Origin of the sequence: Actinomadura chokoriensis (assembly GCF_039529475.1) — a bacterium.
Classification (GTDB): Bacteria; Actinomycetota; Actinomycetes; order Streptosporangiales; family Streptosporangiaceae; genus Spirillospora; species Spirillospora bangladeshensis.
On the sequence record NZ_BAAAMW010000005.1, the window covers coordinates 71856 to 95685 of the forward strand.

Annotated in this window: 22 protein-coding genes; 14 read left to right on the forward strand and 8 right to left on the reverse strand. The window is 74.5% G+C overall.

What is annotated here, in order from left to right; translation table 11 throughout:
* Nucleotides 1–25 precede the first annotated feature (25 nt).
* Nucleotides 26–943 carry a VOC family protein gene (locus ABFX46_RS13350; protein WP_346042252.1) on the forward strand — a complete coding sequence of 306 codons (918 nt, stop codon included), beginning with the start codon at nucleotides 26–28 and terminating at the stop codon, nucleotides 941–943.
* Complete coding sequence (locus tag ABFX46_RS13355; protein ID WP_346042253.1) at nucleotides 943–1791, forward strand: alpha/beta fold hydrolase; 849 nt, start codon at nucleotides 943–945, stop codon at nucleotides 1789–1791. The genes ABFX46_RS13350 and ABFX46_RS13355 overlap by 1 nt, the downstream gene beginning before the upstream one ends.
* A 12-nt stretch (nucleotides 1792–1803) precedes the next feature.
* Here the strand turns inward: ABFX46_RS13355 and ABFX46_RS13360 are convergent, their stop codons facing one another.
* The 7 genes from ABFX46_RS13360 to ABFX46_RS13390 form a co-directional block, all read right to left on the reverse strand.
* Nucleotides 1804–3198, reverse strand: coding sequence for a PEP/pyruvate-binding domain-containing protein (locus ABFX46_RS13360; RefSeq protein WP_346042255.1), 1395 nt, complete (start codon nucleotides 3196–3198; stop codon nucleotides 1804–1806).
* Nucleotides 3195–3812: a transcriptional regulator gene (locus ABFX46_RS13365; RefSeq protein ID WP_346042256.1), complete on the reverse strand. Its 618-nt coding sequence runs from the start codon at nucleotides 3810–3812 to the stop codon at nucleotides 3195–3197. The genes ABFX46_RS13360 and ABFX46_RS13365 overlap by 4 nt, the downstream gene beginning before the upstream one ends.
* Entirely contained in the window at nucleotides 3809–4918 is a 1110-nt protein-coding gene (locus ABFX46_RS13370) for a TetR/AcrR family transcriptional regulator (protein ID WP_346042258.1), read from the reverse strand. The genes ABFX46_RS13365 and ABFX46_RS13370 overlap by 4 nt, the downstream gene beginning before the upstream one ends.
* Nucleotides 4919–5100: 182 nt before the next feature.
* A complete protein-coding gene (locus ABFX46_RS13375; RefSeq protein ID WP_346042259.1) occupies nucleotides 5101–5382 on the reverse strand; it encodes a hypothetical protein in 282 nt (93 codons plus the stop codon).
* Between the two features lie 10 nt (nucleotides 5383–5392).
* Entirely contained in the window at nucleotides 5393–7561 is a 2169-nt protein-coding gene (locus ABFX46_RS13380; protein WP_346042260.1) for an alpha/beta hydrolase family protein, read from the reverse strand.
* Nucleotides 7558–9153 carry a peroxidase family protein gene (locus tag ABFX46_RS13385; protein WP_346042262.1) on the reverse strand — a complete coding sequence of 532 codons (1596 nt, stop codon included), beginning with the start codon at nucleotides 9151–9153 and terminating at the stop codon, nucleotides 7558–7560. The genes ABFX46_RS13380 and ABFX46_RS13385 overlap by 4 nt, the downstream gene beginning before the upstream one ends.
* Nucleotides 9150–10391 carry a cytochrome P450 gene (locus ABFX46_RS13390; RefSeq protein ID WP_346042263.1) on the reverse strand — a complete coding sequence of 414 codons (1242 nt, stop codon included), beginning with the start codon at nucleotides 10389–10391 and terminating at the stop codon, nucleotides 9150–9152. Before ABFX46_RS13390 ends, ABFX46_RS13385 begins: the two co-directional genes overlap by 4 nt.
* A gap of 186 nt (nucleotides 10392–10577) precedes the next feature.
* Here ABFX46_RS13390 and ABFX46_RS13395 point away from each other — a divergent pair, with 186 nt between their 5' ends.
* Nucleotides 10578–11558 (forward strand): acyl-CoA desaturase, encoded by a 981-nt coding sequence (locus ABFX46_RS13395; RefSeq protein WP_346042265.1) that lies wholly within the window; start codon nucleotides 10578–10580, stop codon nucleotides 11556–11558.
* Nucleotides 11559–11888: 330 nt separating this feature from the next.
* Here ABFX46_RS13395 and ABFX46_RS13400 read toward each other — a convergent pair whose 3' ends face one another.
* Nucleotides 11889–12257, reverse strand: a complete 369-nt coding sequence (locus ABFX46_RS13400) for a hypothetical protein (RefSeq protein WP_346042266.1) — start codon at nucleotides 12255–12257, stop codon at nucleotides 11889–11891.
* A 301-nt stretch (nucleotides 12258–12558) separates the two neighbouring features.
* Between ABFX46_RS13400 and ABFX46_RS13405 the strand changes: the two genes are divergently transcribed.
* The 11 genes from ABFX46_RS13405 to ABFX46_RS13455 all read left to right on the forward strand — a co-directional run bounded on the left by ABFX46_RS13405 (nucleotide 12559) and on the right by ABFX46_RS13455 (nucleotide 23826).
* Nucleotides 12559–13566, forward strand: coding sequence for a Gfo/Idh/MocA family oxidoreductase (locus ABFX46_RS13405; RefSeq protein ID WP_346042268.1), 1008 nt, complete (start codon nucleotides 12559–12561; stop codon nucleotides 13564–13566).
* Complete coding sequence (locus tag ABFX46_RS13410) at nucleotides 13553–14428, forward strand: sugar phosphate isomerase/epimerase family protein (protein WP_346042269.1); 876 nt, start codon at nucleotides 13553–13555, stop codon at nucleotides 14426–14428. Before ABFX46_RS13405 ends, ABFX46_RS13410 begins: the two co-directional genes overlap by 14 nt.
* Nucleotides 14425–15774, forward strand: a complete 1350-nt coding sequence (locus tag ABFX46_RS13415; RefSeq protein ID WP_346042271.1) for a M20/M25/M40 family metallo-hydrolase — start codon at nucleotides 14425–14427, stop codon at nucleotides 15772–15774. Before ABFX46_RS13410 ends, ABFX46_RS13415 begins: the two co-directional genes overlap by 4 nt.
* Complete coding sequence (locus tag ABFX46_RS13420; RefSeq protein WP_346042272.1) at nucleotides 15771–16928, forward strand: Ldh family oxidoreductase; 1158 nt, start codon at nucleotides 15771–15773, stop codon at nucleotides 16926–16928. The genes ABFX46_RS13415 and ABFX46_RS13420 overlap by 4 nt, the downstream gene beginning before the upstream one ends.
* Nucleotides 16925–17872 carry a Gfo/Idh/MocA family protein gene (locus ABFX46_RS13425; protein ID WP_346042274.1) on the forward strand — a complete coding sequence of 316 codons (948 nt, stop codon included), beginning with the start codon at nucleotides 16925–16927 and terminating at the stop codon, nucleotides 17870–17872. The genes ABFX46_RS13420 and ABFX46_RS13425 overlap by 4 nt, the downstream gene beginning before the upstream one ends.
* Complete coding sequence (locus ABFX46_RS13430; RefSeq protein ID WP_131944574.1) at nucleotides 17869–18285, forward strand: DUF6917 domain-containing protein; 417 nt, start codon at nucleotides 17869–17871, stop codon at nucleotides 18283–18285. Before ABFX46_RS13425 ends, ABFX46_RS13430 begins: the two co-directional genes overlap by 4 nt.
* Nucleotides 18286–18478: 193 nt before the next feature.
* Nucleotides 18479–19006: an EF-hand domain-containing protein gene (locus tag ABFX46_RS13435; RefSeq protein ID WP_346042276.1), complete on the forward strand. Its 528-nt coding sequence runs from the start codon at nucleotides 18479–18481 to the stop codon at nucleotides 19004–19006.
* A gap of 170 nt (nucleotides 19007–19176) precedes the next feature.
* Nucleotides 19177–20370, forward strand: coding sequence for a DegT/DnrJ/EryC1/StrS family aminotransferase (locus ABFX46_RS13440; RefSeq protein WP_346042278.1), 1194 nt, complete (start codon nucleotides 19177–19179; stop codon nucleotides 20368–20370).
* A complete protein-coding gene (locus ABFX46_RS13445; protein WP_346042279.1) occupies nucleotides 20367–21518 on the forward strand; it encodes a DegT/DnrJ/EryC1/StrS family aminotransferase in 1152 nt (383 codons plus the stop codon). Before ABFX46_RS13440 ends, ABFX46_RS13445 begins: the two co-directional genes overlap by 4 nt.
* Nucleotides 21515–22471 (forward strand): UbiA family prenyltransferase, encoded by a 957-nt coding sequence (locus ABFX46_RS13450; RefSeq protein ID WP_346042281.1) that lies wholly within the window; start codon nucleotides 21515–21517, stop codon nucleotides 22469–22471. The genes ABFX46_RS13445 and ABFX46_RS13450 overlap by 4 nt, the downstream gene beginning before the upstream one ends.
* On the forward strand, nucleotides 22468–23826 hold the full coding sequence (locus tag ABFX46_RS13455) for a protoporphyrinogen/coproporphyrinogen oxidase (protein WP_346042282.1): 1359 nt from the start codon (nucleotides 22468–22470) through the stop codon (nucleotides 23824–23826). The genes ABFX46_RS13450 and ABFX46_RS13455 overlap by 4 nt, the downstream gene beginning before the upstream one ends.
* The last annotated feature ends 4 nt before the right edge of the window (nucleotides 23827–23830 follow it).

The following is a 23830-nucleotide window of genomic DNA, read 5'->3' on the forward strand; positions in this document are numbered from 1 at the left end:
CCGCTTAAGAGAAGGAGCGATCACCATGACGGGAGTCAAGGAACTCGCGTACGTCGTCTACGAGGCGAGCAGCCTCGCCGACTGGGAGCACTTCGCCGTCGACCTGCTGGGCATGCAGCTCGCGGACAAGAGCGCCGGCGCCGTCGCCTTCCGGACCGACGCGAAGGCGTACCGCTGGCTCGTCCGGCAGGGCCCGGCGGACGACCTCGCGGCCAGCGGCTACGAGGTCGAGAGCGACGCGGCCCTGGACGCGATCGCCGCCCGGCTGACGGCCGCCGGCGTCGAGGCCGCCGAGGGCGACGCCGCCCTCGCCGCGTCCCGCAAGGTCGAGCGCATCCTGGTCACCACCGACCCGATGGGCAACCGCGTCGAGCTCGTCACCGGCTTCGCCGACGCCGCCGCCCCGTTCCACTCCGACGTGCTGCTCGGCGAGTTCGTCACCGGCAGCGGAGGCGCGGGCCACCAGGTGCTGCTCTCCAAGGGCGTCGCCCGCGAGACCTACCTGGCCTTCTACGAGGAACTCCTCGGCTTCCGGATCTCCGACATCATCGTCGAGGAACTCGCGCCCGGCGTCGTCGCCGACCTGATCTTCCTGCGCTGCAACCCGCGCCACCACTCCGTGGCGTTCGGGGACATGCCGCACCCGAAGAAGACCCACCACTTCATGGTCGAGGTCACCGACATCCGCGACGTCGGCACCGCCTACGACCGCTGCATGGACGCCGGGCAGCCGTTCGAGATGACCCTCGGCATGCACCCGAACGACCGCATGTTCAGCTTCTACGTCCAGACCCCGTCCGGCTTCAGCGTGGAGTACGGCTGGGGCGGACTGCTCGTCGACGACGAGACCTGGCAGGTCAAGACCCTGGACAGGCTGCACAGCTGGGGCCACCGCCCGCCCGGGGCCGTCGCGGCCCTGCTCGCCGGAAAGGACGCCCGCTGATGCCGCTGACCCAGGCCGAGACGGCCCGCACTGTCACGACCAAGGACTGGAAGCTCCGCTACTACGAGGCGGGCGACGGGCACCCGGTCGTTCTCCTGCACGGCAGCGGCCCCGGCGCCACCGGCTGGAGCAACTTCTCCGCCAACATCGGGGCGCTCGCCGAGCACTTCCACGTGTACGCGGTCGACATGCCCGGCTGGGGCGACTCGGACGCGGCCACCGTCGACCGCCTCGACCACGTCGACGCCGCGATCCAGTTCCTGGACGCCCTCGGCATCGAGAGGGCCGCGTTCGTCGGCAACTCGATGGGCGGCCAGACGTCCCTCCGCCTCGCCACCGAGCACCCCGACCGGATCAGCCACCTGGTCACCATGGGCCCGCCGGTCGGCCGGACCCCCGGCCTCTTCGCCCCCGGCGGCGGCCCGTCCGAGGGCCTGAAGGTCCTCATCGAGACCTACCGCGAGCCGACCCCCGAGAACATGCGCCGCCTCGTCGAGATCATGTGCTTCGACACGGCCGCGTTCGCCACCCCGGAGCTGTGCCGGGCCCGCTCGGACGCGGCCCTCGCCCGTCCCGAGCACCTGCGCAACTACGTCGAGGGCCTGCCGAAGGGCGCCCCCCTGCCGACCTGGGTCAAGCCGGAACTCCTCCCGGCCATCCAGACCCCGACCCTGCTCATCCACGGCCGCGACGACCGCGTGGTCCCCTTCGAGAACTCCCTCTACCTGCTGGCGAACATCCCCGACAGCCGCCTGGTCCTCCTCAACCGCTGCGGCCACTGGGCGATGATCGAGCACGCCGCCGAGTTCAACCGCCTGGTGACCGACTTCCTCCGCAACACCCCGTAGCCCGCGTACGCGTCACGGCGGCGGGCTCTGCCGTAGCCGGGCATGGGCCGCGCTGAGGCGTTCGTGGTCGGGGCGGGGCGAGCGGTCGCCGGACACCTCGTCCGCCCAGGCGAGCAGGCGGTGCAGATGGACGCCGGCGTTCCCGGTGGTGATGCCGGGCTCGCCCAGGGCGATCTCTCCGCCGGTGCCGTCGATGGTGATGAGCGTGCCCGCGGGGACGACGCGCCCGCCGATGCGGACGTGGTCCGCCTCGGTGTCGACGGTGAGGCCGGCCGCGTCCACGACCGCGGGCTTGCCCATGGCCCGCGCGACGACGGCGGCGTGGCTGGTGGGGCCGCCGAGGCTCGTGGCCACCCCGGCGGCCGCGGCGAGTCCGTGCATGTCGAGCGGTGAGGTGGTCGGACGGACGAGGATCACCGGCCCGCGCCCGCCGGCGGCCATGCGGGCGGCCCGGTCGGCGGTGACCGCGATGCGCCCGGACGCGACGCCGGGGCAGGCGCCTCGCCCGCGAGTGAGCAGGTCGGTCCCGTCGCCGGTGTCCATGCGCGGTGTACGGGCGGCCTGGAGATGCCGCGGGGAGATCCGGCGGAGGGCCGTGCGGCGGTCGATGAGCCGGTCGTCGGCGAGGTCGACGGCGGTGCGGACGGCGGCGCGGCCGGTGAGGCCGCCGGGACGCACCTGCAGGAACCACAGGACGCCCGCCTCGAAGGTGAACTCCACGTGGCAGGCGTCGCGGTAATGCCGTTCGAGGCGGCGGAGGGCGGCCACGAGCCGCTCCGCCACCGCCGGTTCGCGGGCGGCGAGTTCGGAGAGCGGCCGCGGGGAGGAGCGTCCGGAGACGACGTCCTCGCCCCGCCGTCCGAACAGGACGTCGCCGAACGGGGCCCTCGCGCCGGTGTTCGGGTCGCGGCTGAAGGCGACGCCGCTCCCACTGTGCTCGTCGCGGTCGCCGAACACCATCGCCTGCACGACCACCGCCGTCCCGAGGTCGTGCGGGATGCCGTTCAGCTCGCGGTACGCGGTGGCGCGCGGGCTGTGCCAGGACGCGAGGACCTCCCGCACGGCCGCGTGCAGCCGGCCCGCCGCGTCGGCGTCGAGGCCGACGTCGAGCACGGTGTCCAGCATGCCGGGCATCGACACGGCGGCACCGGACCGCACTGCCACCGCAGGCACGCCGCCGTCCGCCGGCGTCGCGGCGAGCAGCCGGACGGCGGCGGCGAGTTCGGCGTCCAGGCCGTCCGGGAAGCGTCCGTCGCGGAGGAAGGCCCGGCAGGCGCGGGTGCCGATGACGAACCCCGGCGGCACGGGCAGGCCGAGGCGCCGCAGCACGACGAGGCCGTGCCCCTTGCCGCCGAGGACGTCCGCGGACTCCCTGGTCTCGGGCGCGAGCGGATGGATCCAGGTCATCGGGCGTCGGCCTGCCGGCGGGGGATGCCGAGGGTGGCGAGCAGGTCCTCGTGGAGCTGGAACCACACGGTGTGGTACGAGGTCATGCTGTCCGCGAGGTGCTCCCGTTCACCGGCCCGCGCGCGGCCGAGCGCCGTGCCGAGCCGGACCCGGTACCGGCCGAACCGGGGGAGCGCGGCGGCCAGGTCCGTGATGACGGCCTCGGCGCGCCGGTCCAGATCGGCGAACCTGTCCAGGACGCGGGCGTCGTAGGACGCGTCGGAGTGGTCGTTCGGCGCCGCCACGCCGTCCATGGTGCGCACCTGCCACGCCGAACACAGGTCGAGCAGCTCCGGGTTCAGCACCATGAACCGCTCGTACGCCGCGGTCAGCGCGCCCAGGACGCCGCCGGCGTCGACTTCGCGGGCGGTGCGCCGGGCGTCCTCGTCGCGGCCCGCGCTGGTGAGCCCCCATGCCCCGGACGTCCGCGTCGCCAGCCCCGCCACCGCGAGGTCGATCAGGCAGGACTCCGCGTCGGGGCCGGAGAGCCCGGCGGCGTCGGCGACCCGGGACAGCTCGGCGTGACCGATGCAGCGCAGGACGTGCAGCACCGCCGATTCGCCGGAGCCCGTCATGCCCGGTCCGTTCCGGTGCGCCGCTCGGCGGGGGACGGTGCGGTCGCCGCCGCGTACGCGGCACCCCTCCCCGTCGCCCGCGCGGTGACCGTCCCGTCCTGGACGCGTACGGCGGCCTCGGTGCCGGCGGCCGTCCCGGCGCCGACGGCGGTCGCGAGCACGGCCCGCTCGTCGAGGACGAGCCGCACCGGCAGCCGGGTGTCCGGCCCGAACGCCCGCCGCAGGCACCCGGCGAGGTCGGTGACCCGCAGCCGGGCGAGCGCCCCGGTCTCGGCCGGATCGTCCGTCACCAGCGCCACGGTGACGGTGTCGCCCGGCCGGGCGGCGCGCACCGCCTCCTCCGCCGCGCCGAGCCGGCCGGTGCCGAGGACCGCGATGATCCCGTCCCCGTCGAAGCCCACGGGTCGGCCGGTGAGCACGTCGGTCAGGTCGCCGGGCGGCGTCCAGGCGTCGCGGCAGAGCGTCGGCGCGGCGACGTACGGGAGGTGCGGCGGGTCCCAGACGTCCTCCACCGCGTGATCGGCGAGCCGGCGGCAGGCGCGCGCCACGTCGAACGGGTCGCCGAAGCCCGGCGCCGTCTCGGCGAGATGCCCCGCCCCGTGCAGCAGCGTCAGGACCAGCTCCGCCAGCCGCACCCGGCGGCCCGGACGCGGCGTCCGGCACGACTCCAGGGCGAGCGCCACCAGCAGAGCGTCCAGCCCGGCGAGCCCGGCCATGGCCGCGCGGCCGGGCTCGTCCTCGAACACCCCGGTCAGCGACCGCGACCGGACCTTGCCCGCGTCGGGCGAGTCGCCGGCCAGCGGCAGCCGTTCGAGCCACGCGCGGGCGAACGCCTCCGTGCCGTCCGGCAGGTCGAGGGGCTCCGCCCGGCCCGGCGCCGGCGTGCCGGACGCCTCGCGCTGGACGGTGTCCAGCAGCACGGCCAGGTACAGCGACCGCTTGCTCGGGAAGTTCGAGTACACGGCGCCGCGCGTCAGCTCGGCGCGGGCGGCGATGCGGTCGACCTTGGCGGCGGCGAAGCCGTGCTCGGTGAACTCCGCCACCGCCGCCGCGAGCACGGCGGCGCGCGTCCGGGCCTGCTGCTGCGCCCGGGTCAGCCGCACCATCGACGGACCCCCTCCGCGTTCGTCACGGCGATCAGCATACTCACATCATCTGGATGATAAGAACATCTAAATGTTGGCTGTACCCAACTCCGTTGGACGAAGGGACCGCCGTGACCGGCTACGGCCCGGATGCTCACCGAGGAGCTCGGCCGCTGACCGCTTGGAGGGCCGTGCTCTCCGGTTCAGCCGTCCGTGCCGCCTGGAGCGCGAGCAGGTGGTGGGACGGTGCGGGCGGCTGATTCGGACAGGGTTCGGAGGGTGGTGGCGGCGGTGGTCAGGTCGGCGGCGGCGATCGTGGCGGCGGTTAGGTGGGCGTTGGCTGCGGCGGCGAACCAGGGCGGGGTCGCCGGGTCGTCCTGGAGGCGTTGTGCCAGGGCGTGCAGGCGCGCGGCGGCGTCCGCGACGGCCTCGGCGTCGGTGAGCAGCAGGGCGGCGGTGTCGGCGACCGAGCGGCGGGCGGGCAAAGGCGGCCTCCTAGGCGGGGAAGACGGGAGTGCCCGCGTCGCGCCGGAGCATCCGGTGCGGGCTGCTGAGGCAGAGCATCGGCCGGGCGCCGTCGAGGCCGAGGGTGCGCAGCCGGTCGGCCAGCGGATGGTCGCCGGCGGCGTGCAGGCGGGCTCGCGGCGCGAGGTGCAGGCGGGACGGTCCATGGGTGTGGACGAGCGAGCGCAGCGTGGCGTCCCCGAGCGCGGAGTAGAGCACCAGGTCGCCGGAGTGCGCCGCGCTGCTCGCGCCCAGTGATCCGGCGAAGGTCAGGATGCGGTCGTGCGGGGTGTCGATGGTGACGGCGGCGCTCCGGGCGTCCAAGCGGACGCGCGTGGGGGCGGTGAACGCGTCGTCGCTCCACAGGTTCCGGTGGGCGGCGCCGGCGGCGGGAGTGCTCAGCGCGGTCGCGAGCGTCCACAGGCCGGCGCCGCGCAGGTGCGGGCGGTGCAGCAGGTCCAGCCAGACGCCGACCGGACGGGGGCACCACGGATCGTGGACGAGCAGGCCCAGGGAGATCTCGTGGTGCGGGCCGAGCGTGCTCTCGCGGTGGTCGTGGACGTGGAGCGCGACCAGTGAACGTCCGCCGGCACGGACCGGGACGGCGCCGGCGGCATCACCGAGCACGGCCGCGGCCGAGGCGGCGTCGGTCGCGAACCACGCCGTGAGGGTCGCCGCGTCCGAGGTGCGCGCGGGCAGCTCCACCGGGCCGTCGGGAGTGGGCGCGGCGCGGGAGGCGACCGTCAGGAACGGGAAGCCCGCCGGGCGCCGCGCGTCGTCGTAGAGCTGGTAGAGCCGGCGCTGGACGACGGGGCCGGTGTAGGGCGCGAGCCGCCGCTCGATGTGCGCGCGGGCCTCGGGGAGGTCGTGCTCGATGTTGGCGGCGTAGTGCTCCAGGCTGTGGCACGCGGGGAACAGGTGCGTCGGATCGGTGTAGTCCACGACGTACCGGCCGGGCCGCTCCGCGAAGCAGTTCCCGGCGCCCTGCCCGTCCAGGCTGGGGATGATGTCGTGCTGGTTGGTGACGCTGGCGACCCAGGTGGCGGGGTCGGCCGGCTCCTTGAAGTCGATCGGCGAGCCGATCGCGATGACGTGGGTGAGCCGGTAGCGCGCGTTGAGCGCGGCGTCCCGGCTCAGGCTCATGACCGCCGCGCCGCCGGCGCTGTGGCCGATCATGGCGAGGTCGGCGCCGGCCGGGATCCGGTGGTCGGCGAGGGCCTTGGCGAGGGAGCGGCTGTAGGGGCCGCTGTCCTGGACGGTGCTGCTGAACGCGCCGAGCAGGTCGGCGGGCGAGGCGTCGTCGGGGACGCCCATCCGCATGCCGGGGGCCAGCAGGACGTACCGCTCGACCCCGTCGGGGCCGCGCACGGTGAGCACCAGCGCGCGGCCGGTCGGCCCGATCGCGCGCAGGTCGCCGAGCAGGCCGAGCAGCGACGCCTCCCGGCAGAACCGGGCCGCCTCCCGCGGGGACGGCTCGGTGCGCACGGCGGCGCCGAAGCCGCGGTCCAGGCGCGCGATGGCGCGGTTGCTCAGCCCGGTCAGCGGGTCGGCGGTCGCGGCGCCCATGCCGGTGGCGATGAGCCAGGCCGTGCGGTCGTTCAGCGGGTTGCGGTCGAGCAGCGCGCGCAGCGCGAGGACCTCGCTGAACACGGGCGACACGGCGGTCAGCGCGCCCGCCGCCCCGCGCTCCCCGACCAGGTCGCGCAGCGCCGCCGCCACGCCCGTCCGGCCCTCGCCGACCGCCTCGATCAGGCGGCCGACCAGCGGATCGCCGGTGAGCGCGGGATCGGTGCGGGCGACCGCGGCGATCCGCAGCCGCAGCGACGTGGTCATGACCGCGACCGGGAGGCTGGACGCGCCCGCCAAGCCGCCGATCTTCGCGCCGAGGACGCCGAGCACGCCGCCCGACAGGGCCCAGCCGAGCCCGGCCGGGTCGGTGATCGCCCGGACCAGCGCCCGCTGCGCACGCCACCCCTCCCGCGGCGCGCGGCACGCGGCGGCGGCGACCTGCGGATCACCGAGCGCCGCCGTGGCGTGCGCGGACGCCTCGCGAAGCGCATGCGCGATCTCGGCCAACTCCCGCGCAGCCCCCAACAGCCCCGACACACCACCCCCGCCGGTTGTGCCGGCGGGCGTGTTGTCGGGTGTCGGGGTGGTCATCGGAGGGCTCCGCGCCAGGTCATGCTCACGAAGCGGGGGTGCGGGTCCTCGGGGGTGTTGCGGGCGAGGACGTCGCTGATCGTGCGGGTCTCGGCGATGATCCGCAGGCCGGTGCGGGTGAACGTCGCCGGGGTCAGCACCCGCGGGGCCAGCAGCGGATTGGTGAGCGCCTGCGAGAACGCGTCGATCGCGATGATCTTGGTGAGGAGGGGCGGCAGGACGGCGGCGGCGGAGCCGGGCTCCTCGGCGAACAGGCCGACGTACAGCTCCAGGTCGTCCACGCTCCGGTACCGGTCGGCCAGGGCGTCCTGGACGCGCGGGTCGCCCGAGACTTGGGCGAAGTCGCGGACCCGGGGGAAGCGGCAGTGGGCGCGGTAGTCGTTGTAGGGGGCCAGTTGCAGGGCGCGGCCGTCGGCGATCGAGGAGACCTCGACCTCGCGCAGCAGCGGGTCGGTGTTGAACAGGCCGATGCGTCCGGCGCGCTGCTCGGAGGCGTCCTCGAACAGCCGGCCGAGCCCGGGGCCGGGGATCAGCGCGGCCCCGAAGAGCGTCCGGGCGGCGGGCAGTTCGGTGTCGCCGACGACCAGGCTGGACGGGATGAGGCTGTGCCAGCGGTAGACGAGGTTGAACTCGACCGACGCCCAGTTCTGCCGGTGCCAGGGCGCGCGCCGCAGCGTCCGGCCGAGGCGCGGGTCCAGCAGGAACCGGAAGTGGTAGGGCGTGATGTGGTTGATGTACTCCTCGACGACCAGCCGGATGACCTCGACGATGACGATGTTGCGGGCGGTCTGGAAGAGGCGCTCGTCGTCCCAGCCGGGGTTCTCCGCGGCGAGCGTCCGGGCGACCCGGTTGTGCTCGCGCAGGAACAGCACCGTCATCATCGTGAAGCCGACCTGCACGTTGCCGCGGTCGCCGCCGGTCGCGAACAGGGTGTCGCGCTGCGCGTCGGTGAGCAGCTCCATGCGCACCGCCGTCAGCGTCGAGAACTCCGGCTTGACCTTGCCGTTCTCGCAGAGGAAGGGCGGGAACTCGCCGCCGTTGAGGAGCTGGCTCTTGAGCAGGCCGCCCTCGTGGGCGCGGACGGCGTCGGTCGCCTCGGCGGTCAGCCCGTACAGCGGGTTGAGGTCGATCTCGTGGTTGGACGTGCTGCGGCGCGGGTCGCGGGGCTCGCGCGACTCCCCGCGCAGGAACCCGTCCGTGAACCACTGGGCGAAGTAGGCGAACAGGACGGTGGAGCGGGGGCAGGGCGTCATCTCGCCGTCGCGGACGAACAGGTCGGCGGCCTGCTCCACGGTCGGGCGGCCGGACTCCTGGTCGGGGACGGGCGGCAGGTGGCGCCCGCTGTAGGTGCGGTCGGTCAGCGAGGACCACGACGTGTAGGGCGCCATGGTGCTCAGCGGCTCGGGCCGCGGCGGCATCTCCCGGACGGCCTGGTCGATGACGGTCGCGTTGATGCGGCGGCGCAGCGGGGTGGAGCTCTCGGCGAGCCGCCACAGCGGCCGGCCGTGCGTGAGCGCCAGGTACTTCAGCCGGTTGCGCGCGCCGTCGGAGGCGAAGCCGCGGGCGCTCGGACGGGCCTCTCGCACAGTCATGCCCCCTCGTGTGCCGGGGCGTCGAACCGCAGCGGGTAGCCGTCGGGGAAGACGCCCAGGTCGCGGCGGACGTCCCCGCCGGCGCGCAGGCCCGGTCTCAGCATGATCCGGCGGACGGTCTCGGCGATGACGACCCGGCCCGGGTGCACGCCCAGGCAGGCGTGCGGACCGTGCCCGAAGTGCATCCAGGCGTCCTCGGACCGGTCGGTCCGGAAGGACGCGGGGTCATCGACGGCGGCGTCGTCGAACATGGCGGAGGCGACCGCGGCGAGGACGAGGCGTCCGGCCGGGACGGTCGCCCCGCTGGGCAGTACGTGGTCCCGCGCGCAGTAGCGGGCGATCATCTTCAGGAAGGGGTCGAACCGCAGCGCTTCCCAGACATAGGGGTCGAACCGCTCGGGGTCGCCCGCGGCCGCGGCGGCCTCGGCGTGCAACTCGGGCCGGCCGAGCAGCAGGGACACCACGTTCGTCATGGACCCGGCCGCGTTCTCGACGAACCCGAGCAGCAGCCCGGCGACGTTGACCGCGACGCGCTCGTCGTCGAAGCCGAGCTCGGCGGGCAGCCGCGTGCGGGCCAGCCGGCCGAGGACGTCCCCGCCGCCCGGCGCCGCCCGCCGCTCGGCGACCAGACCGCGCAGGTACGCCATCATCTCCGCGCCCGCGGCGACCGACGCGGCGCGCGGGCCGGGGTCGCCCGCGAAGTTGGCGGTGACGTCGGTCATGATGGCCCGCGACCAGCGCGACAGCGTCCGCTCGTCGGGCCCAGGGAAGCCGAAGTAGCGGGCGCAGACCTTCAGCGGGACGCCCCGGAACAGGCCGGGGACCGCGTCGAGCTCACCGCCGGCCTCGTCCAGGGCGTGGTCGGCGAGATCCCCGGCGAGCGCGCGCACGGCGGGCACGTCCTCGGGCGCGAGCATGGCCTGCATCAGGCCCTTCTCGCGCCAGTTCAGCGGGGTCCCGTCGCGGGTCAGCATGATCGGGCCGCCGAGCGCGGCCTCCATCGACGGCCGGTAGGCGCTGACCGGGAACGACGCCGGGCTCGACAGCACGTCGACGACGTCCGCGTGCCGGGTGACCAGCGTGAACGCCGGGGCGGCGAGGACGGGCCGGTCGGCGCGCAGCTCGGCGAACAACCGCCGCCAGTCGGCCCGTAACCACTCGGCCAGCCGGGCTTGGGCGCCGGCCGGATCGGTCCGGACGAGAGCGTCGTAGGCGGCGAGAAGACCGTCAGGCTGCATGGCACCAACTCCGAACTCGTGATCGGCCGAATCCAGAGAGTAAGGAATCGGTACTGCCGTCGCCAAGGGATTCGCCACTATGAGTAGTTAAGTCAATTCAGACGGTGACGATTGCCTAACTCTCGGGCAACTGCCTTGCGGCGTGTTTCCGCAGTTCAATGGGGTCCGAGTCTCGGGGGGAGCGGTATGGCGGAGCGTGTGAAGGGGGAGACCGTCCAGGTCTCGGAGGCCCGCCGGCATGCCTACTTGATCGTGCTGGTGGTCCTGCCGCCCCTCGCCGTGATCGCCGCGGTGCCCGTCGCCTGGGGCCGCGCGATCGGGCCGCTGGACGTCCTGCTCGCCCTGGCCATGTACACCGTCAACATCTTCGGTATCAGCGTCGGCTACCACCGCCTGCTGACCCACCGGTCCTTCCGGTGCCCCCGGCCGGTCCGGGTGGCCTTCGCCCTGGCGGGCGCGCTCGCCCTCCAGGGGCCGCCCACACTGTGGGCCGCAGAGCACCGCAGGCACCACAAGTACTCCGACAAGCCGGGTGACCCGCACTCGCCCTGGGTGTACGGCGACACCGGTTTCGCCCTGCTGCGCGGCCTGCTGCACGCTCAGGTCGGCTGGTTCTACAGCGCCCGGCGGCGGTCCAACCGCGACCACTGGGTGCCCGACCTGCTCGCCGACCCCGACATCCGCCGGGTGGACGCGGCCTATCCGGCGATCGCGGCCGCGTCCCTGCTGTTACCCGCCGCGGCGGGCGGCCTGCTCTCCTGGTCGTGGACGGGTTTCTGGACGGCCTTCTTCTGGGCCGGCCTCGTCCGCTACGCGATCGTCCACCACGTCACCTGGTCGGTGAACTCGATCGCGCACTGCTTCGGCGACCGCGCGTTCGCCTCCCGCGACCGCTCCTCGAACGTCCGCTGGGTGGCGGTGCTGACGTTCGGGGAGGGCTGGCACAACTGGCACCACATCGAGCCGACCAGCGCCCGCCACGGCGTCCTCAAAGGGCAGACCGACCCCAGCGCGGCCCTGATCCGCCTGCTCGAACGGCTGGGCTGGGCCCACGACGTCCACTGGCCGTCCCCGGCCCGCATCGAGAGGCACGCGAACCGCCCGGTGGCGGAACCCAGCGCGGCAAGCCGGGAACCAGCGTCTCCGAAAGCCCCCAAAGCGGGCTGAGCGGACGGTCTTCCCGCGCACGCGTCAGTGGTCGACGTGCTCGGCCGCGTTCTTCGGGAGGGCGACCATCACGAGCGCCGCCACGGCGTAGAGCACGGCGGAGACAACGAGGACGCCAGCGCGCAGAACGCCGAGGTCAGCGTGAACCCGTCAGCCCGATCACGACTCCACCGAGCGCCTCGGTATGGCGGACGGTGCTGGCCCGGGTGCGTTGACCTGCGGCGTGTTGTTGTTATGAGCCAGTCGGAAGCAACAACACGCCGCAGGTCAACGAGATGGCCGGGGAGTGGCGGAGGGGCGGAGTGGCGGAGGGGCTCGGTTCGGGGGCGGTCAGCCGGCCCGGAAGCTGCCGGTCGGCGAGACGTGCGCGCCATATCCGGGGGAGATGAAATTGAACGGCGGCGGGACGGGGAACAGGCAGAACGGGTCCGTGAAGAAGAGCAGCCGCGTGGTGCCGTAGTTGGCGACCACGTGCGCGCCCGGGGGCAGGGCCTGGCACTTCGCCGAGGCCGGGTATTCCCTCAGCTTCGTTCCGGCCCAGGCGATCTCGGCGCCCTCGGTCACGAAAACAATGATCTTTCCTTCCGGGGCGGCGGCCCGTTCCCGGGCGTTCGCCGGCGCGGCGGCGGAGGTGAGCAGGGCCGCCGAAAGCGCTGCGGCGGCGAGGACGGCGGCGGGGGTGCGTGCGGGCTTGGGCATGCCTCTCCTTGTGCGATGGGGGCGGGAGGAACGCCGTGTTGATGCCCTCGCCGCATCCGCTTGTAACGCTCAGCAAGGTCTCTGTAGCTGTTTGTAGTTACTTCTGATTCGACATCGGTCTCTGACGTGCAGTTTCGTGTCGCGGTAATGATCGTTGCGACGGAGAGTCATTGATCGGTGACGGTATGTCAATTAGCTTGGCTCGCTGTCGGACCGCCGGTTCTCCGTGCCGTCCGAGCGGATTCTCCGCGTGCACCGGAAAGGGCTTTGACCTGCGATGCTGCATACTCTCATCGTCGGAATGGGCAGGTCCGGGCAGGGCCTGCACCTGCCGGCGCTGGCCCGCGTGCGCGCCGCGGCCCCCGGCCTGCTGGCCCGGACGCCCGTCGTCGCCGTCGACCCGTTCCGTCCGCCGGCCGAGGTCGCGGGGGTGGTCGCGGCCGGGTCGCTGGAGGAGGCGGCGCGGCTGCGCCCGCCCGCCCGGACCGTGGTGCACCTCTGCACGCCCCCCGGCGCCCGCGCGAGCGTCCTGGCCGGCCTCGCCCGGCTCGGCTACCGCAAGATCATCGTGGAGAAGCCGCTGGCCGTGGACCTCGCCGGGCTGGTGGACGTGGCCCGGATCCGGCGCCGCTGGGGCCTGGACGTCACCGTCGTCACGCACTGGCTCGACAGCGCCCTCACCCGGCGGCTGCGCGCGGCGGTGCACGGCGGGCGGCACGGGGAGCTGCGCCGCATCGAGGTGATCCAGAACAAGCCGCGGTTCACGCGCAGCGCCGCCGCCCAGGACCATCCGACCGCGTTCGACGTCGAGCTGCCGCACGCGCTCGCCGTGGTGCTCAGCCTCGCGGGAGGTGCGCGGATCACCGCCGCCTCCTGGGACGACATGGTCGTCGAGCCGTTGCGGATCCCGCGCCTCGGCCGCGCCCGGCTCCGGCTCGACCACTTCACGGGCGCCCGCACCGAGATCGACTCGGATCTGACCTCGCCGGTGCGCGAGCGGCGCATCACGCTGGAGTTCGACCGGGCCGTCCTCGTCGGCCACTACCCCTGCAGCGAGGCCGACCACACCGCGCAGCTGCGCGTCGTCCAGGCCGGCCGCGAGGCGGCCCGGAGCGTGTTCACCGACGACGCGTTCGCGGCGTTCCTGCGCGGCGTCTACGCCCGGTACGCGGGGCCGGCGGCCGGCCTGCACCGGACGCTGCCGGTGCAGGTCGACACCGTCCGGCTGCTCACCGAGGCCAAGCGGCTGTGCGCCCTGCAAGGGGCCGGGGCCCTCCGGCGAGAGGAGGTCCGCGATGCCGTTCGCTGAGGCCGTCCCGGCGGAGGTCCGCCTCGCGGGTATCGGGGACGAGGCGGCGCCGGATCTCGCGGGCCAGATCGGCGCGGTCGCCGACCTCGGCTGGAACCGGCTGGAACTGCGCGGCATCGGCGGCACGCCCCTCGCGGACCTCGACGAGGACGCGTTCCGGCGGGCGGCCGAACGGCTGGAGGCCACCGGGACGTCCGTGGCCGGCGTCGCGTCCAAGATCGGCGACTGGTCGCGTCCGGTCACCGGCGACTTCGCCGCGGACGTCCGCGAACTGGAGGTCCTCGCCCGCCGCTGCGCCGTGCTCGGCACCCCGCTGGTGCGGGTCATGTCGTATCCCCGCGGCGGCCTGGACGAGCCCGAGTGGGGCCGCCGCGCCCGCGAGCGGCTGCGCGAGCTGGCGCGCCGCGCCGAGGACCACGGGCTGGTGCTGGCGCACGAGAACTGCGCCGGCTGGGCGGGCGACCGCGCCGACCGGATGCTCGACCTCGTCACGGGCATCGGCAGCCCGGCGCTGCGGCTCCTGTTCGACATCGGCAACGGCGTGGCGCACGGTTATCCGCCGCTGCCGACGCTCCGCGCGATCGTCTCGCATGTGGTGCACGTCCATGTGAAGGACGCGCGGGTCGGCGCCGGCGGCAAGGTCGTCTTCGTCCCGCCCGGCGAGGGTGAGGCCCAGGTCGCCGAGTGCCTGGAGGTGCTGTTCCGGAGCGGGTACGGCGGTGTGCTGTCCATCGAGCCGCACGTGAAGTTGCAGCCGCATCTTGGGTCAGGCACCGGCGACCGCGAGGCGTTCGTCGCCTGCGGGCGCGCCCTCGAACGCCTCATCGCGCGGACGGCGCTCACCCCCGGCGGCGGACGATGACCGCGCGCGCCGTACCCGCGCCGCTGACGTCCGGCGACCGCGACCTGCTGCTCCGGCTCCTCGACCTGCCGACCGCAGGTCCGCTCGAGACCGGGCCGGACGCGCCGCCGTCCCGCCTCGCCGAAGCCCAGGACGCCTACGGCCGCCATGCCGCCGCGATCGGCCTGCGCGTCGTGCGGCATGCCCCGGCGGAACCGGCCGAACTGGCCTCCGGGCCCGTTCCCGCGCCGGTTCGCGAGGCCATGGCGTGCCCGCGGTTCCTCGCCGACCAGCCGAGCCTCGTGCTGCGGCTGGGGCCGGACGACCTGCCCGCCGCCCGCACGGTGATGTTCAACGTCCATCTGGACACCGTCGCCGGACTGCAACCGGCGCGCTTCGACGGCGAACGCTTCCACGGGCGCGGGGCCATCGACGCCAAGGGGCCGGCCGTCGCGCTCCTCGCGGGCATCCGCGCCGCGCGCTCCCGCCGTCCCGCGCTGGGACGCGACATCGGTGTGCTGGTGCAGGCCGTCGCGGGGGAAGAGGGCGGGGCGATGGGCGTCTTCGGCACGCGTCCCCTGGTCCAGCGCGGCTTCACCGGGCGCCTGAACGTCTTCTGCGAACCGACCCGGGGGCGCTTCCTGCCGCGCAGCACGGCGGCGATGACGGCGCGCATCGTCGTGGACGGCTCGGACGCGATCGACGACCGTCCGGGCGGCGGGCACAACGCCAGCGTCCTGCTGGGCTTCCTCGCCCAGCACCTCGGCCGCGCGCTCGACCCGGCGGCGTCCGATGCGGCGGTGTGCGTCGCCGGCCTGCACACGGGCACGCAGCACAACAAGGTGTACGGGGGCGGCTCCCTCCTGCTGAACATCGGCTACGCCTCGCCGGCGGCCGCCCACCGCCTGGAGCACCTGCTGCGGGACGCCCTGGACGAGGGCATCAAGGAATTCGCCGCCGCCTTCGCCGGCACGGCGCTGTTCGGCCGCACCGCGGCCGACGCCGCCGCCATCACCCGCCTGGAGTGGCGCAAGCACGGGCTGCCCGTGCTGGACGACCGCGACGCGTGGGGCCACGCGCTGCTGCGCGACCGCGCGGGAATCCCGCCGTGGCCCGCCGCCGAACCCGCCTTCACCTGCGACGCCATCTGGATGGCGCAGGTGCCCGGCGCCTGCACCGTCGTCCTCGGGCCCGGGGACCTCGCCGCCAACAACGCCCACGCCTCCGGCGAGTTCGCCTCCGCCGCCGAACTCGCCGACTTCGCCGCCGCCGTCTCCCGCCTGCTCACCGCGTTCACCGACACCGCGTTCACCGACACCGCCTTCCTCGACACCGCGTTCACCGATGAAAGGAACAGATCACCGTGACCGTGACCCCGTCCGCCAGGACGCCGGTTCAAGCTCCCGCCCCGCCGCTCCCGTCCGCCGACTCCCCGCTCCGGGTGGAGTACGCCGATCTGCTCGGCTTCGCCGCCGCCGTGTTCACCTCGCTCGGCATGCCGCCCGACCGGGCGCGGTCGGCGGCGCGCGCGCTCTGCTACGGCGACCTCACCGGCATGACGTCCCACGGGCTGACCAATCTCACCCGCCTCTACCTGCCGCTGTTCGAGGAGGGGCGGGTCGATCCGAAGGCGGAGCCGTGCCGGGTCGCCGATCGCGGGGCGGCGGTGCTCCTGGACGCCCGCGGCGCCCTCGGCCTGTGGCTGGCGGAGGCCGCCATGGACCTCGCCTGCGAACGCGCCGCGACCTTCGGGATCGGGATGGTGAGCGTGCGCGGCGCCACCCATGTCGGCTGCGCCGGGCACCACGCGCTGCGGGCCGTGGAGCGCTCCATGATCGGGCTGGTCACCGCCAACTGCGGCGGGCAGCGCATCGCCCGCCCGCCCGGCGGCGCGCTGGCGATGCTCGGCACCAACCCGCTGAGCGTCGCCGCGCCGGCCGGGCAGCACCCGCCGTTCGTCCTGGACATGAGCACGACCGCCGCGCCCACCGGACGCGTCCGGCAGGCGGCCCGCGAGGGGCGGACGATCCCCGAGGGCGTGCTGGCCGGCGACGACGGCGCCGCGGTCACCGATCCGGCGGCCTTCGACGAGGGCCGGGCGCACCTGCTGTGGCTCGGCGGGGAGGCCGGGCAGTACAAGGGGTTCGGGCTCGGGATCGCGGTGGAGGTCCTGTCCGCCGTGGTGTCCGGCGCCGGCCTGGGCGCGCATCCGGACGCGCTGCGCGGCGACGGCGGGCCCGGCGGCCGGGACGACGACATCGGCCTCTGCACCGTCGCGATCGCGCCGGGCGCGCTGCGCACCGGTGCGGACGGCGACGCGGGCACGCTGTTCGGCGCCCTGCTCGACTGCCCGGCCGCCGACCCGTCCGAACCGGTCCGCTACCCCGGCTGGCATGAGCACCGGCGCGCCCGGGAGCGCCGGCGCCACGGCGTCCCCCTCGGCGGGGAGCTGTACGGGGAACTGCGCGAGGTCGCCGCGTGCCACGGCGTGCCCGCGCCCGCCCTGCTGGAGTTCTCATGACGGCGCCGCTGCGGGTCGCCGTCGTCGGCCTCGGGGTGATCTCCCGCTTCTACCTCGCCGCGCTGCGCGACTCGTCCGCGATGCAGCCGGTCGCCGTCTGCGACAGCGACCTGACGAGGCTGGCGGCGCATCCCGTGCCGGGCCACACCGACCATCGCCGGATGCTCCGCGAGACGCGGCCGGACGCGGTGGTCGTCACGGTGCCCAACGACGTGCACGCGCAGGTCTGCGCGGACGCGCTGGAGCACGGCGTCGCCGTCTGCGTGGAGAAGCCCCTCGCCCTCGACACCGCGCAGGGGACCGCGCTCCGGAAGCTGGCCGAGCAGCGGGACGTCCCGCTGTTCACGGCCTTCCACCGCCGCTACAACGAAGCGGTCGCCCGGCTGCGGGACGAGTGCGCAGGGGTGCCTTTCGACGAGGTCACCGTCCGCTACTTCGAACGCATCGAGGAGCACGCGGGCCCCGACGGCTGGTACCTCGACATGCGGCGCTGCGGCGGCGGATGCGTCGCCGACAACGGGCCCAACGCCTTCGATCTCGTCCGGCTGCTGCTGGGACCGGCCGAGGTGACGTCCGCCCGGATCACGCGGGACGCCGGCGGTGTCGACCGGCAGGCCGACATCCGCCTGCGCGCGGGGAGCGGGCGCGCCCGGATCCTGCTCGACTGGTCCTTCCCCGGTGAGCGCAAGGACATCGAGGTGCGGCTCGCCGACGGACGGACGGTCCGCGCCGACATGCTCGCCGGACACTCCGGCTTCAAAGGCTCCCTCTGGCACGAATATGTGGAGGTTCTGCGCGCCTTCGAGCGGTATGTCCGAGGGGACGGGGAGTGCGACGGCGGCCTGGCGGCCCTGCGGTTCGTGCGGGACGCCTACCGCCTGGAGGATCCCGGCCGCCCCTCGGACCCGCCCGCCGCACCGGCGCGGGGAAGGGGCGCGGCGTGAACCCGGCCGAGGACGGGCCGAAGAGCGTGGTCCCCGCGATGGTGGTCAAGGTCCTCGCCCACCGCCGGACGGACCGGGGCATGCGGCTGGAACCGTTCGCCAGCCGGTGCGTCCGCGCGGGCGAGGTGCACGAGCTGGTGGCGACCGACCACGGTGAGACCGCCCCCGGCGCGCGGATCGACCGGGTCGCGTTCCTCGGCTTCGCGGAGATCGGCGCGGCGGGCGTGCTCGACCGCGGCGACGAGCTGTGGATCGACGGGCGGCGCATCGGCGTCCTGCTCGGCTTCGACGGCTGCCATCTGCCCAACCACTACAACGTGCTCGTCCGGGCCGAGCCGGCCCGTACCGGGACCGAGCTCGGCCTGGCGCCGGGAATGCGGCTGGCGTTCCGCCAGGGCCGCCTCCCGCGCTGAATACCGACCGATTCGCCGGTCGCCGACTGAATTGTGAGAAATGGCGATGACGCATGCCCTGATCTCGGTCTATTGCCGCTATACGGCCTTCGTTCGGGAGATATCCAAGCCTTACCTTAATTGCACGTTCAAGGCGGGCAGCGGCCGGAAAAATACGTAGTGCATCAGCCCCGAATGGCAGGAGGAAATGCACATGGTCATGGCCACCACCCAGTCCAACCGCCTGGAAGAGCGGTTCCGGCTCTGGGACCGCAACGGCAACGGCGTCATCGAGCGGGAGGACTTCGCCCGCGAGGCGGACGAGATCATCGCCCGGCTCGGCGCGCAGGGCACCCCGAAGGCGGACCAGCTCCGGCAGGCCTACCTCGGCATGTTCGACAAGCTGTCCGCGGCCGCCGGCGCCGACCGGCTGTCCCGCAACCAGTTCCTGGCGGCCGCCGAGCAGGAGATCATCGGCAAGGGCGACGCGGGCTTCGGCGCGGTCGTGCGGCCGACCATCGAGGCGATCGTCGGCGTCCTGGACCGCAGCGGCGACGGCGAGATCTCCCCGTCGGAGATGCACGCATGGTTCGCCGCGATCGGCCTGGAGGGCGAGGTCGCCGACCGCGCCTTCCGCGACCTCGACACCGACGGCAGCGGCAAGCTGTCGGTCGCCGAACTGGTCAACGCGGTCCGCGACTACCACCTCGGCCGGAACGACATCCCGCTGCTCGGTCGCTGACCGGGCCGTCCGCCAGGAACGCCGTCCGGGGAAGTTCCGTGGGCACCGCTCCATGGGCCTCCCGGCCTTCCCCGGACGGTTCCCGTCGTCGTCTATTCGCACCGGCCGTCCATTCGCGCCGGTCGTCCATTCGCACCGGCCGGAAAGGCCGCACAGCGCGAAGGGAAACAGTGCAGAAAACGCCGTCCGCGGCGGCGCCGGCCGCCGCGCCCCCTATTCCGTTCTTCAGCCAGGCAGAGAGTTTCGAGGAGAATTGGAGTGAGATCAGCGGGCACATCGCCGACGTCCTGGACAACGGGAAGTTCTCGCACGGCGCGAAGGTCGCGCAACTGGAGGACCGGCTCGCCGCCTGGACCGGAGCCCGCCACGTGGTGGCGGTCAACTCCGGCACGGACGCGCTGATCCTGCTGCTGCGCGCCGCCGGGCTGCGGCCGGGCGACGAGGTGATCGTCCCCGCCTACTCGTTCATCGCGACGGCCAGCGCCGTGGCGCTCGCCGGGGGAGTCCCGGTCTTCGCCGACATCGAGGAGGACGGCCACGGCGTCGATCCCGGTTCGGTGGAGGCGGCGGTCACCCCGCGCACCACGATGATCATGCCGGTCCACCTGTTCGACCGCATGGCCGACCTGCGCGGACTCGCGGACATCGCGCGGCGCCGCGGCCTGACCCTCGTCGAGGACAGCGCCGAGGCCATCGGCATGCGCATGGACGGCGTCCACGCCGGGCTGCTCGGCGCCGGCGGGGTCCTGTCGTTCTTCCCCGCCAAGACGCTCGGCGGCATCGGCGACGGCGGGGCGGTGCTGACCGGTGACGCGTCCGTCGCCGAGACGGCCCGGATGCTCCGCCACCACGGGCGCGGCGGCCGCACGATCGACAACTTCCCCGGCATCTCCAACACGACGGTGCTGCCGGGGCGCAACAGCAAGATGGACGACGTCCAGGCGGCCGTCCTGCTGGCCAAGCTCGCGACCCTCGACGCGGGCATCGCCCGGCGCGCGGACCTGGCCGCCCGCTACGACGCCCGGCTGCGCGGCCTCCCCGGTGTCCGGAGCGTCCCGGGAGCGCGCCCGCCGCTCGCCGGCAGCAACCGCGTCGTCTACGTCTACCTGCTCCAGGTCGACGACCGGGACGCCCTGGCCGCGCACCTGTCCGCGCGCGGCATCGGCACGGAGGTCTACTACCCGGTCCCGCTGCACCTGCAGCCGTGCTTCGCGCACCTCGGCCACCGGCCCGGCGACTTCCCGCGCGCGGAGGCCGCCTGCGCCGCCGCCATCGCGCTCCCGCTGTATCCCGACCTGCCCGACGCGCACGCCGACCGCGTCTGCGACGAGATCGAGCGCTTCTCCACCGGGAGGACGCGATGACCGCCCCGCCCATCGCGACCATCCCGTTCTTCTCTCCCGAGCTGTTCGAGGACGACCGGGAGGCGCTCCTGGAGACCGTGCGCGCCATCGGCACCGCACCCGAGCAGACGTTCATCCTCGGCGAGCGGACCGCCCGCCTGGAGCGGGAGCTGGCGGACCGCATCGGCGCGCGCGAGACCGTCGCCTGTTCGAGCGGGACGTCCGCCCTGGCCCTGATCCTCGCGGCGATGGGCGTCGGGCCGGGCGACGAGGTCATCGTGCCCGCGTTCGGCTGCCCGCCGCCGGCCGCGACCGTCCTGGACGCCGGCGCCCGCCCGGTGTTCGCCGACATCGACCCGGTGCGGCTGACCATCGATCCGGCCGCCGCCGAGGCGCTGATCACCCCGCGCACCAAGGCGCTGGTGGCCGCCCACATGTTCTCGGTGATGGCGGACATGCCCGCCTTCCGCGCGCTGGCCGACCGCCGCGGCCTCCGCCTGATCGAGGACTCCGCGCTCGCCCAGGGCGGGACGCTGCGGGGCCGGCCCGCGGGCCGCTGGGGGGACGCGGGCCTCTACTCGTTCGTCCAGGTCAAGACCTTCGGCATGCCCGGCGAGGGCGGCGTGGTCGTCACCGACGACGCCGCCCTCGCCAGGGACGTGCGGATGCTCCGCAACCACGGGCAGGACGGCGTCCACCGGTTCGTCCACCACCGGATCGGCCACAACAGCCGCTTCGACGAGGTGATGGCCGCCTTCCAACTGCACCGGCTGCCGGGCCTCGACGCCCGCCTCGCCCGCCGCGCGGAGATCTTCGCGCACTACACCCGGCGCCTCGCGCCGCTGGCCGACCGGGGTCTCGTGGTGCCGCCGGAGGGCGGGGACGGCCGGTTCCACTACGTCTACACCGTCCTCACCGAGCGGCGGGACGCGTTGCGCGCCCACCTGGCCGAACACGGCATCGCCGCCCACGTGTACTACCCGCGCCCGCTGCCCGCCCAGCCGGCGTTCGCCCCCTGCGCGCGGCCCGGCGCGTCCTGGCCGAACGCGGAGGACGCCGCCCGCCGCAACATCTCGCTGCCGCTCTACCCGAACCTGACCGACGCGCAGGTCGAGCACATCGCCGACACCGTGTGCGCGTTCGCCGACACCCACGGGGGCCAGGCATGAGCCACCAGACCGCTGTCCGCGTGCCGGGCGTGTCCGGGCACGGCACCCTCGCCGCCTACGCACGCCTCGCCAAACTCGACATCTACGACTACTACCTCGGGCTCGCGGTCGTGTGGGCGCTGCTGGCGCCCGCCGCGCGCTGGGAACCGCGGACGTTCGGCCTGCTCGCGCTGACGCTGGTCGCCGAGGTCGTCGTCGTGGCCGCCATGGTCGGCTTCGACGACATCACCGGCCACCGCGACGGCAGCGACGCGGCCAACTACGGCTCCGACGCGGCGCGGCGGCGGCTGGCCCGCAAACCCCTCGTCGCGGGGACGCTCACCGAGGCACAGGCGCTGCGCTTCTCCTGGACGGCCACCGCGGCCGGGTCGGCGCTGTGGGCGGCCGTCGTCGCGGCGGCCCCGCACCGCCCCCTGTGGGCGGTCGTGCTGGCAACGGTCTGCGTGGCCGCGTCCGTCCAGTACTCGTGGGGGCTGAAGATCAGCTACCGGGGGTTCCAGGAGCTCTTCCTCATCGGCCTCGGCATCGGCTGGACGCTGGTGCCGTACGCGCTGCTGACCGGCGGGACGACCGGGTTCGCCCTCGTGGCGGCGGTGCTGTTCGGGGCCGGGCCGATGCTGTTCGGGCTGTACTCCAACACCAACGACGCCGGCGGCGACCGGGCGGCCGGGCGCATCACCGTCGCCACGATGGTCTCCGCCCCGGCGCACCGCCTGTTCATCGCCGTCCTGACGGCCGCCCAGATCGCGCTCATCGCCGCCGCGCCGCTGACCGGGATCGCGCCGTGGTGGTTCGCCCCGGTGATGCTGCCGCTCGTCGCCATGCGGCTCGCCCACCTGGTGATCGGCTTCCGCGGCGACATCCTGCGGGCCCGCCGGATCGCCATCCACGCCCACCGCGTGACGGTGGTCCTGCTGGTGGCGGCCGCTCTCGCGGCCGGGGCGACGGCGTGAACGCGCCGCTGGACGTCGCCGTGGTCGGCGCAGGGCCGGCCGGGCTCGCCACCGCGTACGCGCTGGCCGGGCAGGGACGTACGGTCCGGGTCTTGGAGGCCGCCGGAGCGGTCGGCGGGCGGATGCGGACCGTCCGCGAGCACGGCTGCCTGATCGACACCGGCGCGGAGATGTTCCCCGGCCGCGCCGGCTACCCGGCGACCTGGAAGCTCATCGCCGACCTCGGGCTGGACCGCGACCCCGCCGCCGTGCCGAGCGTCCGCGACGCGCTGGCCGTGTGGCGGGACGGCAGGGCCCGCCCGAACGCCGGCCGTCCGCTGGGCCTGCTGACCGGGGCGGGCCTGAGCCTGCGCGCCCGCGCCGACCTGATGCGGTTGCGGGGGCGGCTCGGCGGCCTCGACCCCGACCGTCCCGAACGGGCGGGCATCGCCGAGGAGACCGTGGCCGACCTGGTCCGTCCCTACCACCCGGACGTCTACGACTACCTCGTCCATCCACTGGTCGGCGGGTTCTTCGGCTGGGATCCCGCACGTTCGGCCGCCGCCCCGTTCGCGGCGCACCTGGCCGCGTCCGGCGGCTCCCACACCTGGCACACCTACCGCGACGGCATGGACACCCTGGCCCGCGCCCTCGCCGACCGCCTGGACGTCACCACCGACCACCCCGTCACCCGCGTGGCGGTCGACGGCGACGCCGTCCGGGTGGAGTCGCCGCGCGGCACCGTCACCGCGCGGGCGGTGGTGCTCGCCGTCCCGGCCCCGGTCGCGGCCGGCCTGTACGACGAGCCCCGGCCCGCCGCGCGGCTGTTCCTCGCCGAGTGCGGGTACACCCCCATGCTGCGGGTCAGCCTCGTCCTGGACGCGCTGCCGGAGCCGGCGCGGGCGAGCTTCGCCACGCTCGTCCCCGCCGCCGCCGACCCGCTGCTGAACGTCGTCACCCGCGACCACCGCAAGCATCCCGGGCGGGCGCCGCGCGGGCGCGCGCTGATCTCGCTCATCCCATCGCCGCGCGGCTGCCGCGAGCTCTTCGACGCACCGGACCGGACGGTCGCGGAGCGGCTGATCGCCCGCGCCGGGCGCTTCGTCCCCGGCCTGGACGCCGCCGGCCCGTCCCAGGTCCGGGTGCACCGGTTCCGGCACGGGCTGCCCGAGGCGACGCCGCGCGCGCTGCGGCTGCGCGGCGCCTTCGCCGACCGGCCCGTCGCGGCGGTCGAGTACGCGGGCGACTGGGTGCCGCTGCGCCCGTGCAGCGAGGGCGCGGTCACCTCGGCCGATCTGGCCGCCGAGCGCGTCCGCGCCCACCTGTCGGGGTGCGCGCGGCGCGCGGCCGTCCCCGCCGGCGAAGAGACGAGGTGACCGG